16 protein-coding genes are annotated in these 16,094 nt (G+C 61.9%); 11 read left to right on the top strand and 5 right to left on the bottom strand.

Annotation, left to right across the window (positions count from 1 at the left end; all coding sequences use genetic code 11):
- Positions 1-24: 24 nt before the first annotated feature.
- Both hflK and hflC read left to right on the top strand, forming a co-directional pair.
- Positions 25-1,131 carry an FtsH protease activity modulator HflK gene (hflK, locus tag ACZ5WT_RS18985; protein WP_464285316.1) on the top strand — a complete coding sequence of 369 codons (1,107 nt, stop codon included), beginning with the start codon at positions 25-27 and terminating at the stop codon, positions 1,129-1,131.
- Between the two features lie 3 nt (positions 1,132-1,134).
- Positions 1,135-2,220, top strand: coding sequence for a protease modulator HflC (gene hflC / locus ACZ5WT_RS18980; protein WP_464285315.1), 1,086 nt, complete (start codon positions 1,135-1,137; stop codon positions 2,218-2,220).
- Positions 2,221-2,288: 68 nt separating this feature from the next.
- On the opposite strand, the gene serB is transcribed toward hflC, so the two are convergent.
- A complete protein-coding gene (serB, locus tag ACZ5WT_RS18975) occupies positions 2,289-3,161 on the bottom strand; it encodes a phosphoserine phosphatase SerB (RefSeq protein ID WP_464285314.1) in 873 nt (290 codons plus the stop codon).
- On the opposite strand from serB, the gene miaA reads away from it, so the two are divergent.
- Entirely contained in the window at positions 3,142-4,095 is a 954-nt protein-coding gene (miaA, locus tag ACZ5WT_RS18970) for a tRNA (adenosine(37)-N6)-dimethylallyltransferase MiaA (protein ID WP_464285313.1), read from the top strand. The two genes, serB and miaA, sit on opposite strands and share 20 nt — an antisense overlap.
- On the opposite strand, the gene ACZ5WT_RS18965 is transcribed toward miaA, so the two are convergent.
- Positions 4,092-5,495: an MATE family efflux transporter gene (locus ACZ5WT_RS18965; protein WP_464285312.1), complete on the bottom strand. Its 1,404-nt coding sequence runs from the start codon at positions 5,493-5,495 to the stop codon at positions 4,092-4,094. The genes miaA and ACZ5WT_RS18965 overlap by 4 nt on opposite strands.
- Before the next feature lie 73 nt (positions 5,496-5,568).
- Here ACZ5WT_RS18965 and ACZ5WT_RS18960 point away from each other — a divergent pair, with 73 nt between their 5' ends.
- From ACZ5WT_RS18960 to ACZ5WT_RS18945, 4 genes are all read left to right on the top strand, one after another.
- Entirely contained in the window at positions 5,569-5,943 is a 375-nt protein-coding gene (locus ACZ5WT_RS18960) for a DUF423 domain-containing protein (RefSeq protein WP_464285311.1), read from the top strand.
- 203 nt (positions 5,944-6,146) lie between these two features.
- A complete protein-coding gene (locus ACZ5WT_RS18955; RefSeq protein ID WP_464285310.1) occupies positions 6,147-6,419 on the top strand; it encodes a glycine zipper domain-containing protein in 273 nt (90 codons plus the stop codon).
- A 287-nt stretch (positions 6,420-6,706) separates the two neighbouring features.
- On the top strand, positions 6,707-6,922 hold the full coding sequence (locus ACZ5WT_RS18950) for a cold-shock protein (RefSeq protein ID WP_464285309.1): 216 nt from the start codon (positions 6,707-6,709) through the stop codon (positions 6,920-6,922).
- A gap of 155 nt (positions 6,923-7,077) precedes the next feature.
- Positions 7,078-7,533 carry an NUDIX hydrolase gene (locus ACZ5WT_RS18945; RefSeq protein WP_464285308.1) on the top strand — a complete coding sequence of 152 codons (456 nt, stop codon included), beginning with the start codon at positions 7,078-7,080 and terminating at the stop codon, positions 7,531-7,533.
- A 176-nt stretch (positions 7,534-7,709) separates the two neighbouring features.
- Here the strand turns inward: ACZ5WT_RS18945 and ACZ5WT_RS18940 are convergent, their stop codons facing one another.
- Complete coding sequence (locus ACZ5WT_RS18940) at positions 7,710-9,212, bottom strand: inorganic phosphate transporter (RefSeq protein WP_464285307.1); 1,503 nt, start codon at positions 9,210-9,212, stop codon at positions 7,710-7,712.
- Between the two features lie 177 nt (positions 9,213-9,389).
- Positions 9,390-9,866: an SRPBCC family protein gene (locus ACZ5WT_RS18935; RefSeq protein WP_464285306.1), complete on the bottom strand. Its 477-nt coding sequence runs from the start codon at positions 9,864-9,866 to the stop codon at positions 9,390-9,392.
- A 363-nt stretch (positions 9,867-10,229) separates the two neighbouring features.
- Here ACZ5WT_RS18935 and ACZ5WT_RS18930 point away from each other — a divergent pair, with 363 nt between their 5' ends.
- Complete coding sequence (locus ACZ5WT_RS18930) at positions 10,230-11,006, top strand: DUF5343 domain-containing protein (RefSeq protein ID WP_464285305.1); 777 nt, start codon at positions 10,230-10,232, stop codon at positions 11,004-11,006.
- On the top strand, positions 11,003-11,596 hold the full coding sequence (locus tag ACZ5WT_RS18925; protein WP_464285304.1) for a Swt1 family HEPN domain-containing protein: 594 nt from the start codon (positions 11,003-11,005) through the stop codon (positions 11,594-11,596). The genes ACZ5WT_RS18930 and ACZ5WT_RS18925 overlap by 4 nt, the downstream gene beginning before the upstream one ends.
- Before the next feature lie 534 nt (positions 11,597-12,130).
- Here ACZ5WT_RS18925 and ACZ5WT_RS18920 read toward each other — a convergent pair.
- Positions 12,131-13,039 (bottom strand): hypothetical protein, encoded by a 909-nt coding sequence (locus ACZ5WT_RS18920; protein ID WP_464285303.1) that lies wholly within the window; start codon positions 13,037-13,039, stop codon positions 12,131-12,133.
- Positions 13,040-13,552: 513 nt separating this feature from the next.
- On the opposite strand from ACZ5WT_RS18920, the gene ACZ5WT_RS18915 reads away from it, so the two are divergent.
- Together ACZ5WT_RS18915 and ilvN are read left to right on the top strand one after the other, a co-directional pair.
- The gene (locus ACZ5WT_RS18915) at positions 13,553-15,322 is read left to right on the top strand and encodes an acetolactate synthase 3 large subunit (RefSeq protein WP_464285302.1); all 1,770 of its coding nucleotides are present in this window, start codon (positions 13,553-13,555) and stop codon (positions 15,320-15,322) included.
- 123 nt (positions 15,323-15,445) lie between these two features.
- A complete protein-coding gene (gene ilvN, locus ACZ5WT_RS18910; RefSeq protein ID WP_464285301.1) occupies positions 15,446-16,000 on the top strand; it encodes an acetolactate synthase small subunit in 555 nt (184 codons plus the stop codon).
- Positions 16,001-16,094 lie beyond the last annotated feature (94 nt).

Here is a 16,094-nt window from a genome sequence, read left to right as displayed (position 1 = left end):
AACGTATGAACTGAAAGGGACGCGATGCCGTGGGAGAGTAACGGAGGTGGGGGTGGCCGCAACAATGGCGGCCCCTGGGGGCAGGCACCCGGTGGTGGTGGCGGCCCGCGCCGTCCAGGGGGCGGTAATACACCGAACCTCGAGGATATTCTCAATCGTGGCCGCGACCAGTTCAAGGGTGGCGTTCCGGGTGGCCGCTGGGCCATCATCGGCGGCATTCTTGCCGTGATCGCCTTCTGGGGCGCCAATTCGGTCTATACCGTGGCGCCGCAGGAAGTTGGCGTGGAGTTGCGCTTCGGCAAGCCCAAGCCGGAACTTGCCGGCCCTGGCCTGCACTTCTTGTTCTGGCCAATCGACACCGTCGAACGCGTCACCACCACTCTGAACCAGACCCAGATCGGTACGGCCAACGCCACCGGCTCGCGCGCCTCGCAGGCCGCCAGCGACGGGCTGATGCTGTCCGGCGACCAGAATATCGTGAACGTGCAGTTCTCCGTGTTCTGGGCCATCGACAATCCGCAGGAATATCTCTTCAACGTCCGCGACCAGGAATCCATGGTTCGATATGCCGCTGAAAGCGCCATGCGCGAAGTGGTCGGCCGCCGTCCCGCACAGGACATCTATAGCGACGACCGTAGCGGCATTTCCGAAGAAGTCCTGCAGATCATCCGTGCCACGCTGGCCAGCTATGGCCTTGGCGTGAACGTGACGCAGATCCTGATCGAGAATGCCGGTCCTCCGGCCGAAGTTATCGACGCCTTCAACGAAGTGCAGCGCGCCCGTCAGGACGAAACGCGCCTGCAGGAAGAAGCCCGCTCCTACGCCAACACCCTTCTGGGTGACGCGCGTGGTAAGGCCGCTGCCTCGCGCGAAGAAGCAGCCGCTTACACCAACCGCGTGGTTCAGGAAGCAGCCGGTGAGGCCGAGCGTTTCAACTCGATCTACGCTGAATACGTGAATGCCCCCGAAGTGACCCGCAAGCGTCTCTTCCTCGAAGCGATGGAAGAAGTGCTGGGTGGCTCGCAGAAGGTACTGATGGAAGGCAGCAACGGCGCGGGCGGAGGCTCCGGCGTCATCCCATACCTGCCACTTCCAGAACTGCGCCCCGGCGCCACGTCGACGGGGAACTAAGCCATGAACAATCGTCTGATCATCATTGGCGCCGTCATTCTCGCCGCCCTTTATGTGTTCTTCTCGTCGATCTATGTGGTCAACGAGCGTGAGCAGGCCATCGTCATGCGCTTTGGCCAGATCACCGATATCCGCACCGAGCCGGGCATCTATTTCAAGATCCCGACCGATTTCGTCGATACCGTCCAGGTCATCGAAGATCGTCTGCTGCGCTACGATATCGCCAATATGCGCGTTCAGGTTTCGGGCAACGCCTTCTATCAGGTGGACGCTTTCCTGACCTACCGCATCTCCGATCCGCGCCTGTTCCGCGAGCGTGCCACCGGCCAGCTTTCGGTTGCAGAAGCCCGTATCGGCGCCAGCCTCGATGCTGCCCTGCGTCAGGTCTATGGTCTGCGTGAATTCAATGCCGCCCTGTCCGACCAGCGCAGCCAGATGATGGCCGAGACCCGTGACCTCATCCGTCCGGACCTCGCCAATATCGGTATCGACGTCGTCGACGTGCGTATCCTGCGCACCGATCTCGACGCCGACGTTTCGGCCACGACCTTCGAGCGCATGCGCGCCGAGCGTCTCGCCGAAGCGGCACTGCTCCGCGCTCGTGGTCAGGAACAGGCCCAGAGCCTGCGCGCTATCGCTGATCGTCAGGCCGTGGAAATCGTGGCCGCGGCAACCCGTGACGCGGAAATCATCCGTGGTCAGGGCGACGCCGACCGGAACCGCATCTTCGCGCAGGCCTTTGGCCAGGACCCGGAATTCTTCGAGTTCTACCGCTCGATGGAAGCCTACCGGAATTCGCTGAAGGGCAATAACACCACCATGGTGCTCTCGCCTGACAGCGCATTCTTCCGCTACTTCGGCTCGAACGGCGAACTGCCGCCGGCCAATCCGAACCCGGCTCCGCCGATCAATACGCCGATCCAGCCTGAAGCCCTGCCGAGTTCGACCGGTCCGGCGCTTGACGGTCTCGGTATCGATGCCACGACGACGCCATCGCTGACTTTGGAAGATGGTTCGGAACTGACCCCGACCATCGGCACCGAGGTTCCGGCGCCGACCGAGGCTCCGGCGGCAGCGCCAGCGCAGTAAGTGGATAGCGACCAAAACGAAGGGCCGGTGCATTGCACCGGCCCTTTTTATTTAGGCGTGTCGGCTGCTTAGCGGACGATGTCTTCGTCGCTGTAGCCCTGCAGATAGAGCAGGGCGGTGAGGTCGCCGTGGTCGATACGGATGCCCGCTTCGGCGGCGACGGCCGGCTTGGCATGCAGTGCCACGCCGAACCCGGCAATGCGGATCATATCGAGGTCGTTGGCGCCGTCGCCCACGGCGATGGTCTGGACCAGCGGCAGGTTGCGCTCGGCAGCCAGGGCGGTGAGGCGCTCGCGCTTGGTGGACTTGTCGACGATGGGCTTGGTGACCGTGCCGGTCAGCGCGTCGCCATCGAATTCGAGCACGTTGGCGATGGCCTCGTGGAAGCCGATGCGCTTGCCGAAATAGTCGGCGAAGAAGGTGAAGCCGCCCGAGACCAGCGATGTATAAGCGCCATATTCCTTCATGGTCTGCACCAGAGCGCGGCCGCCCGGGGCGAGGGTGATCTGCTCGCGGCGGATCTCCTCAATTACCTTGCGCTCCAAGCCTTTAAGCAGGGCGACACGGGTGTCGAGGGCTTCGCCGAAATCCAGCTCGCCGCGCATGGCGCGCTCGGTGATATCGGCAACCTTGTCCTTGATCCCCAGCGCGTCGGCCAGCTCGTCGATGCACTCCTCGTTGATCATGGTGGAGTCCATGTCAGCGATGAGAATCTGCTTGCGGCGCCCTTCGGTGGGCACCAGCGCGGCGTCAACCCGGCGGGAGCCGATTACCGACCGGGCGATATCGAGTGCGTCGGTTGACTTCGGCTCGATGATCTCGCAGGCAATGGAGTGGTTGAGCCAGTTGAGCTCACCGCCCGTCTGGTTGAGGACGGCCGCGGCGAGGGCCGGGTCGAGTTCGGAATCGGCGGGATTGGCAATGAGGCAAAGGACTGGCATTGAGGACTTTTCTGAGGAGAATTGCGTGACCGGTCGCAGGTGTGCCGTGCTGATAGCGGGTCCGACTGCCAGCGGCAAGTCGGCGCTGGCACTAGCTATGGCACAGGCCGATGGCGGTGTCGTGGTCAATGCCGATGCGATGCAGATTTACGATACGCTGCAAGTGGTTACGGCCCGGCCCAGCGATGAGGACATGGCGCTGGCCGAGCACCACCTCTATGGAAGCGTGCCTGCAGAAATCCGGTTTTCGACTGGTCAGTGGCTGACAGCCGTTCGTGGGGTCATGGAGACGGTTGATCCTGCAAGGACGCTGATTTTCGTTGGAGGGACGGGGCTCTATTTCGATGCGCTGCTCAATGGCTTTGCCGATATTCCCGAGATCGCCCCGGCGGTGACGCTGGAAGTTCAACAAGAGATTCAAGACCTTGATGGCGAACAGCGGATGGCGCTGCTGCGCAGGGAAGACCCGGAAACGGCTGAACGGCTGAAGGTGGCCGACCCGCAGCGGCTGACGCGGGCGCTCGCCGTGAAGCGCGCAACCGGCCGGACGCTTTCAAGCTTTCAAGTGCAGCAAGCTGACAGTTTTCTTGCGGATTTCTTGCTGGAGCGGATGGTCCTCGACCCCGACCGCGAAATCCTGCGCGATCGCATCGCACGACGGTTCGAACAAATGTTCTCGGGCGGCGCGGTTGCCGAGGTGGAAGCGCTGCGTGCGCTCAATCTCGATCCGTCGCTGCCGGTGATGAAGGCGATCGGGGTGCGCGAAATCGGCGACTGGCTCGATGGCATCGTGTCGCGCGAGGAGGCGATCAAGCTGGCGACGATCGCGACGCATCAATATGCCAAGCGACAGCGGACGTGGTTCCGCAACCGGTTTGGCGACTGGCCGCGCCGCGGCTTGGGCGGCGCGGAGATTTCAGCAGTCGATTCCTAATCGAGGGCGCGGAGAAGGCCGAGGCGTTCGCGCATAGCGAAGCGGGCGACGAGGACGACGGCAACCACCGCCAGCCCGACCGCAAGACCGATCCAGACGCCGACGCCGCGCAGGCCCATTTGCAGGCCGAGCAGCCAGGCGACGGGCAGGCCGACGAACCAGTAGCCGACAATGGCGATGACCATCGGGATCTTGGTGTCGCTCAGCCCGCGCAGGGCATGGGCGGACACGACCTGGGCGCCATCGACCAGCTGGAACAGCCCGGCAATGACGAGGAACGAAATGGCCAGGCTGATGGCATTGGCATTGGCGGGATCGGCCGGATTGAGAAACAGCGAGACAATGCCGGTGCCGCCGAACAGGAACAGCAGGCACGAGGCGGTCATGAAGGTCATGCCCAGTGCAAAGGATGTCCAGCCGGACTTGCCGATGGCCTCGCGGTCGCCCCGGCCATAGGCCTGGCCGACGCGGACGGTGGTGGCCATGCCGATGCCCATGGGCACCATGAAGGCGAGCGAGGCGCATTGCAGGGCGACAGCATGGGCCGCGACCTCGTCGGTCCCCAGGCGCCCCATCAGCATCGCGGCGGCGGTGAACAGGCCCACTTCGGCCAGCACGGTCAGGCCAATGGGCAGGCCGATGCGGAAGACGCCGCGCAGGTGGGCCCAGTCGGGCTTCCAGAAGCGGCGCAGGATATGGAAGCGGCGCAGGCGCTCATGCGTCAGGGTGTAGGCCAGCATGCCGACGAACATCAGCATATAGGTGCCGACGGTGGCGATGGCCGAGCCAACCACTTCAAGGCGCGGGAAACCGAAATTGCCGAAGATCAGCGCGTAATTGGCAAGGGCGCAGAACAGCGCGCCGCCCAGCGTGACCACGAGGATGGCGCGGGCAGAGTTGAACACCGAGAGCAGCGAACGCAGCACCATGATGCCGAAAGCCGGGAAGATCAGCCACATTTCGACATGCATGAAGCGCTCGGCGATATCGGTGGCGCCGGGATCCTGACCCAGCAGCTGGAAGACCGGCTTGATGTTCCACAGAATGGGCACCAGCACGATGCCGATGATAATGGCGGCCCAAAAGCCCTGCCGGACAATGCGGCGCACGGCCTTGATGTTGCGGGCGCCACGGGCCTGCGCCACCATGGGCGCAACGGCACCGACCAGGCCATTGCCGAAGACCAGGAACGGAATGAGATAGGCATTGGCAAGTGCTGCGCCGGCCAATTGGGCGGGCCCGAGCCAGGCCAGCATGACCACGGCGATGACGGTCAGCGCGTTTTGCGCCACCTGCGCCAGGACGAGCGGCAGCGCCAGCGCAAAGGTCGCGCGCAATTCGTCGACCCAGCCTTCGCGCCGGGGCATTGCGGTGGAATCCAGTGTGACTTGCTCGCTCATATTGAAACGTCCTACTTGAGTGTCTGCTCTAGATGAAACCGTTGGGCGGTGGAAGGGGCAGGGGGTGCGACCCATGGCGGCCATTGACGACAACCACATTCTGCGCAGGGCAATCCTAGTGGCAGCGGCGATTTTCGGGGCTTGCGGGGTGATGGCTGCCGCGGCCTCCTCGCATGGCGAGAACGTACGAAACCTCAGCGCCATTGCGACGATCGGACTGGCACATGGGCCGGCGCTTCTAGCGCTGGGCCTGGCGGGACGCGGGCGGCTGATGCTGATGGCCGGAGCGGTGCTGGCGCTGGGCACGCTGATGTTCATCTCGGATCTGGCGATGCGCGAGTGGGCTGGGCAGGGGCTGTTTACCGGTGCGGCGCCGCTTGGCGGGGGCGCAATGATCGCAGGCTGGGTGCTGATCGGGCTTTCGGTACTGCTGCCGCGGCGCGGTTGAGGGTCTGAGGGGCACTGAAGAACCCCAACCCGGCTCCTCATCCTTGAGGGCAGGGAGGGCAGAGGAGCTTGCGGAGCGATCTGCGGGAGTGGCGCCCCCTTTAGGAGCGGTTCGGCAGCAATCTGCAAATTAGTTCGAGTTCGATTGGAACCAATCACGTTGTCGTTGCATTCTTGCCCTCGACAATTCCTGGAGGGTTTCCAATGCACAAGTTCCTCATCATTGCCGTCACGGCACTTTCGCTCGCTGCGTGTACGTCCACCCAACAGGGGGCGACCATCGGCGCGGCGGGCGGCGCCATCATTGGTGGCACTGCCAGCGGCAATCTGGCGGGCGCACTTGTTGGCGCCGGCGTCGGTGGCGTCGTCGGCGCGGCAGCGGGCAACGTTCTTGGCCGTGTTGATGGTTCCAGGGACATCTGCATCTACGAACGTCCGAATGGCACGCGCTATCGCGATACCTGCCCGCGCGGCTAACTGAACTTGCAGCATCGCCCCATGCTGCAAGCGCCCCCAAGGGCGCACGAGCCCTCGACCCGGAGTCCCTCCTGGGTCGGGGGCTTCTTGGTGACCAGCAATCCACCTTGAAAGTCGCTTGCTGGTTGACTTAGTTTCGTCCGACGACACAATCTGGCGCTATCTGATCGTCCGGCAGAAGTCGGGTTCTTGGCTACTCCTGATCTGTGAATCGTTTTGGGCCGGGCGCTTCGCCCGTTTTCAACCTGAACCGCTTCGGCGGTGTCCACATCAGAGGACCACGTTCCATGGCTGCCATCACCGGTACCGTCAAATTCTTCAATACGACCAAGGGCTACGGCTTCATTTCGCCCGAGAACGGCGAAAAGGATGTGTTCGTGCACATCTCGGCCGTCCAGCGTTCAGGCCTGCAGGGCCTTTATGAAGGCGACAAGGTTACCTATGAGCTCGAGACCGGCCGCGATGGCAAGGTTTCCGCCACCAACCTGACGCTGCTGGGCTAAGCTAGGCGCGCCGCGCTTTTTCGAAGGGCCCCATGGGGCCCTTTTTTGTTGGCTGACAGTGTGAAGCATCGACAGCGAGCCGCCAGCCGTGCAAGGGTCCGGCCGCATTAATTCTGACCGACCAAGAGGCCGGCCAATTCATGGAGTGCCTGCCCGTGCTGCGCAATTTCTTGAGCAACTGGAGTCCCAAGGTCGAGACGGCTCCCGGCGAGCGGCAGTCCGGCGCCTTGCCCTATTCGGTCGTCGAGGGGCGCGTGGCCTTCCTGCTGATCACCTCGCGCCGGACCGGGCGCTGGATTTTCCCCAAGGGCGATATAGAGCCCGGCATGACACCATGGGAAAGCGCCGCGCTCGAGGCGCTGGAAGAGGCGGGCGTAAGCGGCCAGATGGGCACCGAGCCAGTGGGCAGCTATCGCGCCAGCGCGAGTGTCGATGGATCGAGCCTGGTGGACGTGGATGTCTATCCGCTGCGCGTGGAGACCCAGCTCGACGTTTGGAAGGAAATGGACCAGCGCCTGCGCCATTGGGCCGTGCTGCCCGAGGCCAAGCGCCTGCTCAATGACAGCGCGCTGTCGCGGCTGGCGGTGAAGCTGCAGTCGGGCCTGCAGTAAGGGCTGGTTGGGTTCGGATGGGAAGGCGGCGCAAGCCGCCTTTTTTTGTTGGGGGGAGCGCTTGATATCGGGGCTCTCGGACCCCCACCCTGCTCGATTCAACGGACTTAGCTAGGGCTAAGTCCTATCTCGCTTCCTTCCCCGCAAGGGGGAGGGAGCCCGACTGATGGTGCTTGTTAGACGGCGACGAGCAGGTCGAGGACCCAGAACAGGACGGCGGCGAGGACGGCGGAGGCGGGGACGGTGACGACCCAGGCCGCAGCAATGCCGGTGACGTGCTGGCGGCGGACCAGCTTCCGGCGTTCCGTCTTGCGCTCCATGGCCAGGGCCGCTTCGGGCGTGGCGTTCAGCGTGGCCGGATCGATATGCTTGGCATGGACCGGGACAGCCGCGAAATCGAGGTCGCGGCGCGAATAGTATTCGCGCAGGAAGCCGACACCGAAAATGCCGCCGACCGCGATATGGGTGGAGGACACCGGCAGGCCGAGGCCCGAGGCGACCAGCACGGTCACGGCGGCCGACAGGGCCACGCAATAAGCGCGGATTTCGTTGAGCTTGGTGATCTGCTCGCCGACGGTGCGGATCAGGCGGGGGCCGAACAGCGCCAGACCCAGCGAAATGCCGATGGCGCCAATGGCGAGCACCCAGAAGGGCAGGGTGAGGCCCGAGGCCTCGGCATGGCCGGACTGCAGCGAACTGACAATGGCGGCGAAGGGGCCGATGGCGTTGGCCACGTCATTGGCGCCGTGGGCAAAGGACAGGAGCGCTGCGGCAACCACCAGCGGCAAGCGGAACAGCGTCGAGACGTGCTTGTTGCGGTTTTCCATGCCGATCGACTGGTGACGCACCAGTGGCATGGCGCCGATCCAGCCCAGCACGGCAAAGCCAATGCCCAGGCCGATCACCATCGGCATGCTCGGCGACCAGATGCGGCCGAGGCCCTTGGTGGCGATATACATGGCGAAAATGCCGGTCATCAGGGACACGAGGACCGGCACCCAGATGCGGGCGGCCGAGACCTTGTCGATGCGATCGGTGATGGTGTGCTTGATGAAGGAGAGCAGCAAAGCTGCCGCCGCGCCGCCCAGCACCGGGGAAATGACCCAGCTCATGGCGATATTGCCGATGACCGGCCAGGCCACGGAATAGAAGCCCGCCGCCGCCACGCCCGCGCCGACCACGCCGCCCACCACCGCATGGGTGGTGGAGACCGGGGCGCCGATATAGGTGGCGAGGTTCACCCAGAGCGCTGAGGCCAGCAGGGCGGCCATCATCAGCAGCACGAAGGTATTGGTTTCGATGGTGTCGCCGATCAGCAGATCGCGGGCCACCGTATTGACCACGTCGCCACCGGCGAGGATTGCGCCAGCGGCTTCGAAAATGGCCGCGATGATCAGTGCGCCGCCCATAGTGAGGGCCTTCGAGCCCACGGCGGGGCCCATATTGTTGGCAACGTCATTGGCGCCGACATTGAGGGCCATGTAGCCGGCGATAACCGCGGCGATCACGACGAGGTAGCTCATCGGGCCATCGGTGACCACGTAGCTGGCCCAGACGGCCGCCAGCAGCAGGAAGACCAGGGCAATGCCCGGGGCTGCGAGCGAGCGCGATAGCTTTAGGGTCGCTACTTCAAGTCCGGAAACCCGCTGCAGGTCCTTGTCGAGGGCGCTTTTGGTCATGTCACCGAACTGTCATTTAAGTGTCGCAAAGGTCGTGCTGCGCGCCTTAGCACTCATCCTTGAACTTGCCATAGGCTTTTGCGGGCGTGGGCGCGGATTTGTCGCGTTTTTGACAGAAATGCACCGGCCCGCCCTCCGATGCAGAGAGCAGGCCGGGGAATGGGGCGGCGGAGATGGCTAGTTCTTGAGCTGGCGGTCGAGTTCGGCGGCGAGCTGGTCGACCAGCCACCGCGTGCCCTGTTCGCGATCGCTCATCTTGTCGAGGCCATCGAGAAAGGCGCCGTGCTCGGTGACCGTCATGCGGGTGCCCGATCCATCGGGAAACAGCTCGATGGCGGCAACGGACACCGAAATGCGCCGGCCGCCCATGGTCATGTCATAGGAATAGACGATGCGGTTATCGGGCACGATGTCCTGATAGAGCACGTCGAAGGTGAAGTGCTCGCCATTGGGGCCCTTGCCGCCACTATGCTCGCGGCCGCCGACGCGGAAATCGAAATGCCCCTGGCCATCTTCGGAGGTGCCGAACCAGCGGGCCTTGATCTCCGGATCGGCCCAGGCGCGGAAGACGCGGGCGGGATCGGCGGCCAATTTACGCTCAATGACAAAGGTGCCGTGAGCCACGGAATGCTCGGGTTTGGGGTGGACGTTCATGGCGGAAACTCCTCGTTGGTTAAGCGAAAGATTAAGTAAGTGGTTTCGGCATGTCAATGGTTAAGTGGTGGGTGAAGTGATTGGATTGATCGCAGATCGCCATAACCGCCGCATCGTACCTGGTGGTAAACGCCGTCAACGGGGTGGGTTGCTGACTGGCGGCTTTCAGGTGGCCTCCGGAGAAAGCGGACGCCACGGATAGATGACAGGGAGGTCTAGGAGGAATGATAGTCGGAGGGATGCCAAGTGGGGCCTCCTCCTAAGATGAGGGGTAATCGATTGTGAGCCTAGAGGAAGTAGCTGATTGGTGGCACGAGGATATTCGGGTAGTGTCAAAAGAGGAATCTTGTTGGAGGGGGCTCCATGGCAGATGAAGACGAAGTAACTGTTCCGGCAGCAGAGACTACCAAGGCGCCCGCGCCAGTACCGAGGCGCAGGCCACGACCCGCGATGCAGGTAGCGACCGCAGACACCGAAGAGGTCAAAGAATCGACTGCCGCCGAACCCGCGCGTCGTAAGATACCGGGGAACATACCTTACACCGTTAGCCCTGGTGTTCTAAAAAGGGTACTCGATCGAATACCTCAAGCGGAAAAACCGCCCATATTCAGCACAGACTTCTTGGCGACTGTCCTGGAAGCCTCCGGAGGTGCAGCAAGACCAATCATACCCATTATGAAGGCCACCCAAATGCTGAATCAGGGTGGGGTACCAACCGAGCTGTATTCACAGTTTCAGACGGAAGGTGGGCGACCACAGGCCGCGCTCCAGGCAATGCGTAATGGCTTTCCAGAAATTTTCCGCCGCAACAGTTATGCCCACAATGCTTCGGACGGGGCGTTGGTGGACATCTTGGTCGCAATCACCGGCCTAACTAAGAGCGACCGTATTCTGCGTTTGATGCTGCAAACTTTCCAGTGCTTTCAGGACTATGCGAAAGGCGCAAAGCTGGAGCAGCTATCGGCGGACTCACCGGCCGAACTGGCAGGCGACGGCGGCGAAGCTCGCAATCATGTACCCTTGGAGCAAGGAAAAGGCCTTCAACTGGCTTACAACATCAACGTGGTGTTGCCGGAAACGACGAACATTGAGGTTTTCAACGCGATCTTCAAAAGTCTCAAGGGAAATCTTCTCAATTGAGCGCGCACACCATTGAACTGTTTGTTCTCAAATGTGCTGTGATTGAAAGCGGACTAAGGGACAGCCAGGAGGAGCATAATCCAGGTGCGCGCCGCCGAGGTGGAAACACTCTTGATCAGCGCATGGAGCCTTTCATACGTCAGTTTGAGCTGACTAACAGAAACAATGCCGCAAAGATGTCCACTTACTACGAAGTCTTCTACATGCTGGAGAATGACATTCGGAAGTTCATCATCGACACGATGGACGCGGCACACGGCAAGGATTGGTGGGACACTCGTGTTCCACAGGCCGTGAAGGAGGAAGTTAGGAAAAACCGAGAGCGCGAAGATCAAGCTGCCTGGACCATGCGATCAGACGCCTTAATTGACTATTCCACCTTCGGCCAACTCGGAGACATCATCCGCGCCAACTGGACGGACTTTGCTGGGATGCTGAGAAGCGAAGGCTCCGTTTCTAGGGTGCTTTCGGGGTTGAATATGCTGCGAGGAACTATTGCGCACTGCGGTGTCCTGGCGGACGATGAAGTGGATAGGCTTCACATGTCCATTCGTGATTGGTTCAGGGTACTGGAGGGGCCAAAGGCTTAGAAAAAATCAGGCAGGAACCGTAACTCCCAGCGGTACTTTCGCTTCTACGAGGGCACGTTTAGTTAGGCCGCGTGGAGTGTTCAGCTGCCCGATACCCCAGTCAAACTGACTGGCCAACACGAGAATCGATTGACGCGGAGATCGATTTCGTCCGCCGCACATTGGACGAGATGGGCGTCGGCGCGGGTTATCTTGGCTGGGGCGAAGTTTGAAGCAGCTTCGATCCGAAGGGGTTTTTGACTGCTAATGGGGCTTCGCTATCATTTCACTTAACGGGCACAATGGGGTCGTCAGAGACAGGCCGAATGCGGGGAGGCCTGCGGAGTAGCGGTTTTCGGGGTCCAACTTGCGAAAGCGGGCCTCCGACTAGCCGTCGCGACGTCCGCTTTTGACCCAAAGCGGTCGTCCGCTGGAGAAGAGCAGGTGAACCGCATGCGTTGTATGGCACCGCAGATCTTGCAGATGGATTTCTCCGCGACTTCACGATCCCGAAACGTGGCCCCACCTCTTTTCCCTTTGACGCCCGCTGTTTCTTTAGCCTTTTCGCCGGGGCGGGAATTGCACGTCCAAGAAATTCTTCGCGTGCTCCTCGTGAGAGGCTAGCCGCTGGGCGGAGCGTTCGGTTTGGTTGCACCCGCACAGCGCAAGGTACAATTCACGGGTCGTGAGAGCGAACTCTGGCGCAATCGTCCCGGCATTCTGGGCAAGGGCCCTTGCCTGCAATGAAATCCGTTCGATCGTGGCTCCCACCTGAATCTGACCCTCGACGGAGCCCGTGTTCCATCGGTACATCGCTGAATATCTGAATAGGCCCAACGCCTCCAACATCCTGTTCATTTGGCCTCTTTTCGTTTGCCGCGCCGCGAGTTTTGGCTTGGCCGGCACCAAAAACCACAAAAACTCGTCAATCACCTCAAAATCGGACGGGTTCGTCAGCCTTACGAAAGCCCCAGGTCCAATGTTGTTGAACAATTTCCCTGGCAGGTAGGTATCAACAAAAATCCTCGCACCTTTTCCCGCCCGTTCTAGTGTCACCGCCCGTGTTGCAGCGTTCCCGCATATGAACTCGCCAATGCTCGTTGCGACCTTGTCCGGTTCGACGATTTCCCCGAAGCTCATGCCACCACGGGCGAAGATGCCTGAGCGGGTGTTGAGCCAGAACAGTTTCGTAGCGGCTTCGACGACGACGTTGTGGTCTTCAGACCATAGAAACGCGCTATCAGAGAGTTGAGCTACTTTTAGCCCGGCCTGACGGCAGGCGCGAAGGTTTTTGCGGAAGGTCGTCAACAGCGTGGCGCAGAACGTCTGGTTAGATGCCTGGGCGGTGGACCGCCGCCCGAGGGCCTCGATATCGGCTAGCTCGATCATTGGACGTGGTGAGGTTGTCAGCGCGCCGATGCCCAAAATGTCGACAAACAGCACTGCGCCTTCATATGTCCGCATGCGATTCCCCCTCGAAGTGAGTGGATACTATCGAGTCTCACGGATTTTGGGCCCTGCTTTCATTTGCCTCGCGTTTCTTCCCTCATGTATTGCGCAGCAGCCGCAAAGCACGGTGTAGGTCCGCTTATGACGCGAAGCCGGCCGCGCCTCGCGACGGTGCAGGGCGGCTTTTAGGATTCCGCACAGTCCACGGCACGGCCGCAATGGGGTCGAAGGCGTGCCGGCACCCGGCACAAGGTGGGCTGCAACGTTGCCGTGAGGGGCGGTGGGCGATCAGGGAAATGCTTGACACCCCTTGCGCATTACACCTATCAATGCGTCCGTAATTCATTTGGAGAGGTCCCGTGCGGGCACTCATTCTCGTAGTAGGCAGGCGCATCGGCAACGTGGGGTGAAACCCCGCGCGTAAGCTGGTGCGCCGAAAACAGGTCCCGAACGGGGCCTTTTTTATTGCCCGGTTTTCGCCGCTACGAGACTGGGCCCAAGACAATGGACTTGAGGAAGGAAATGACAATGGCCGAAAGAATGACCGGCGCGGAGATGGTGATCCAGGCGCTGACCGATCAGGGCGTCGAGCATATCTTTGGCTATCCTGGCGGCGCAGCCCTGCCGATCTATGATGCCATGTTCCAGCAGGACAAGGTGCAGCACATCCTGGTGCGCCACGAGCAGGGCGCGACCCACATGGCCGAAGGCTATGCGCGCTCCACCGGCAAGGCCGGCGTCGTGCTCGTCACTTCCGGCCCCGGCGCGACCAACGCGGTCACCGGCCTCACCGACGCGCTGATGGACTCCATTCCCATGGTCTGCATCACCGCCCAGGTCCCCACCACCCTCATCGGCTCCGACGCCTTCCAGGAATGCGACACGGTCGGCATCACCCGCAGCTGCACCAAGTACAACTACCTGGTGAAGCGCATCGAAGACCTGCCGCGCATCCTGCACGAAGCGTTCCTCATCGCGACGACCGGCCGCCCCGGCCCGGTGGTGATCGACATTCCCAAGGACGTGCAGTTCGCCATGGGCGACTATTACAAGCCCGACCTCGAGACCCTGCGCCACCAGAGCTACCGTCCGCAGATGGATGGCGATGCGGCAGCGATCGAAGCGGCGGTCGAGCTGATGCTGAAGGCAGAGCGTCCGATTTTCTATACCGGTGGCGGCGTGATCAATGCCGGCCCGGAAGCGTCCGAGCATCTGCGCGAACTGGCCGAACTCACCGGTTTCCCGGTGACCTCAACGCTGATGGGGCTGGGCGCGTTCCCGGCATCGAACAAGCAGTGGATGGGCATGCTGGGCATGCACGGCACCTACGAAGCGAACCTGGCGATGCATGACTGCGACGTCATGATCAATATCGGCGCGCGGTTCGACGACCGCATCACCGGCCGTATCGATGCCTTCTCGCCCAATAGCCGCAAGATCCATGTCGATATCGATCCCTCTTCGATCAACAAAGTCGTGCGCGTCGACGTGCCGATCATCGGCGACTGCGAGCGCGTGCTGAGCGAAATGGTGCGCGTGTGGCGCAGCAAGACCAACCAGCCGCGCACCGAGGCGATTGCCCCGTGGTGGAAGCAGATCGAGGCGTGGCGTGCGGTGAATTCGCTCGGCTACACGAAGTCCGAGACCACCATCAAGCCGCAATACGCCATCGAGCGCCTCTACCAGGCGACCAAGGCGCAGGCCAAGGAAGTCTACATCACCACCGAAGTGGGCCAGCACCAGATGTGGGCGGCCCAGCACTTCCACTTCGACAAGCCGAACCACTGGATGACCTCCGGCGGCCTGGGCACGATGGGCTATGGCCTGCCGGCCGCGGTGGGCGTGCAGGTGGCCCATCCCGACGCGCTGGTGATCGACATTGCCGGCGAAGCATCGGTGCAGATGACGATGCAGGAAATCTCGACCGCGGTGCAGTATCGCCTGCCGATCAAGATCTTCATCCTCAACAACGAACGCATGGGCATGGTTCGTCAGTGGCAGGATCTGCTGCACGGCTCGCGCTATGCGCATTCCTATTCGGAATCGCTGCCTGATTTCGTGAAGCTCGCCGAGGCCTACGGCGCCAAGGGCATCCGTTGCGACAACCCGGCCGACCTCGACGCCGCCATTGCCGAAATGCTCGACTATGACGGCCCGGTGATCTTCGACGTGCTGGTCGAGAAAGACGAGAACTGCCTGCCGATGATCCCGTCGGGCAAGCCGCATAACGAGATCATCCTGCCCGACACGGCAAACATTGGCGACATCATCGACGAGAAGGGACGGCAGCTGGTTTGATCGCCGCCCCCTCTGCTCCGCTGGCCACCTGACGCGGTTTTCTGCGCACCTCGAAAACCACGCCATCTGGCTCAGCGGAACGAAGGGTCGATCGACCAAACAGTTCCGTAGAGGACCAAAGACATGAACGCACATTTGCAGCCGACCGGTTCGGCTTATTTCCTGACCACCGAGACCCAGCAGATCGAGCGGCATACGCTTTCGGTGCTGGTCGACAACGAGCCCGGTATCCTCGCGCGGGTCGTCGGCCTGTTTTCGGCGCGTGGCTACAATATCGAAAGCCTGACCGTCAGTGAGACCGAACACGGCCGTCGACTTAGTCGCATCACTGTTGTCGTAACCGCTACGCCCAAGACCCTGGTGCAGATCAAGCTGCAGCTTGAGCGCCTCGTGCCCGTGCACAAGGTGCATGACCTGACCGCCGAAGGCGCTTCGATCGAGCGCGAGCTGGCGCTGATCAAGGTTGCCGGCTCGGGCGACCATCGCGCCGAAACGCTGCGGCTGGCCGATGCCTTCCGCGCCCATATCGTCGACGCGACCGTCGAGAGCTTCGTGTTCGAAGTGACCGGCAAGCCCGACAAGATCGACAGTTTCATCGCCCTGATGCAGCCGCTCGGGCTGGTTGAAGTAGTGCGCACCGGCCTGGCGGCCATCTCGCGCGGCCCCAAGAGCATGTAATGGTGTGGCCACGCCCCTGACGTGGCCACAAACCAGACGCCCGTTGCGGTGATGGGCGTTATCAAAAGGTTCGATTGGGCGTATCGCCCGGTCT

The sequence above is a fragment of the Devosia sp. T2-14 genome (assembly GCF_055397495.1).
The sequence above is the reverse complement of the archived record's forward strand: the minus strand, read 5'-3'. Positions and strand labels throughout refer to the sequence as shown.

Coding starts and splice junctions, on each gene's coding strand:
- hflK (WP_464285316.1), top strand. CDS start 25: ATGCCGTGGGAGAGTAACGGAGGTGGGGGTGGCCGCAACAATGGCGGC.
- hflC (WP_464285315.1), top strand. CDS start 1,135: ATGAACAATCGTCTGATCATCATTGGCGCCGTCATTCTCGCCGCCCTT.
- miaA (WP_464285313.1), top strand. CDS start 3,142: ATGAGGCAAAGGACTGGCATTGAGGACTTTTCTGAGGAGAATTGCGTG.
- serB (WP_464285314.1), bottom strand. CDS start 3,161: ATGCCAGTCCTTTGCCTCATTGCCAATCCCGCCGATTCCGAACTCGAC.
- ACZ5WT_RS18965 (WP_464285312.1), bottom strand. CDS start 5,495: ATGAGCGAGCAAGTCACACTGGATTCCACCGCAATGCCCCGGCGCGAA.
- ACZ5WT_RS18960 (WP_464285311.1), top strand. CDS start 5,569: ATGGCGGCCATTGACGACAACCACATTCTGCGCAGGGCAATCCTAGTG.
- ACZ5WT_RS18955 (WP_464285310.1), top strand. CDS start 6,147: ATGCACAAGTTCCTCATCATTGCCGTCACGGCACTTTCGCTCGCTGCG.
- ACZ5WT_RS18950 (WP_464285309.1), top strand. CDS start 6,707: ATGGCTGCCATCACCGGTACCGTCAAATTCTTCAATACGACCAAGGGC.
- ACZ5WT_RS18940 (WP_464285307.1), bottom strand. CDS start 9,212: ATGACCAAAAGCGCCCTCGACAAGGACCTGCAGCGGGTTTCCGGACTT.
- ACZ5WT_RS18935 (WP_464285306.1), bottom strand. CDS start 9,866: ATGAACGTCCACCCCAAACCCGAGCATTCCGTGGCTCACGGCACCTTT.
- ACZ5WT_RS18930 (WP_464285305.1), top strand. CDS start 10,230: ATGGCAGATGAAGACGAAGTAACTGTTCCGGCAGCAGAGACTACCAAG.
- ACZ5WT_RS18920 (WP_464285303.1), bottom strand. CDS start 13,039: ATGCGGACATATGAAGGCGCAGTGCTGTTTGTCGACATTTTGGGCATC.
- ACZ5WT_RS18915 (WP_464285302.1), top strand. CDS start 13,553: ATGGCCGAAAGAATGACCGGCGCGGAGATGGTGATCCAGGCGCTGACC.
- ilvN (WP_464285301.1), top strand. CDS start 15,446: ATGAACGCACATTTGCAGCCGACCGGTTCGGCTTATTTCCTGACCACC.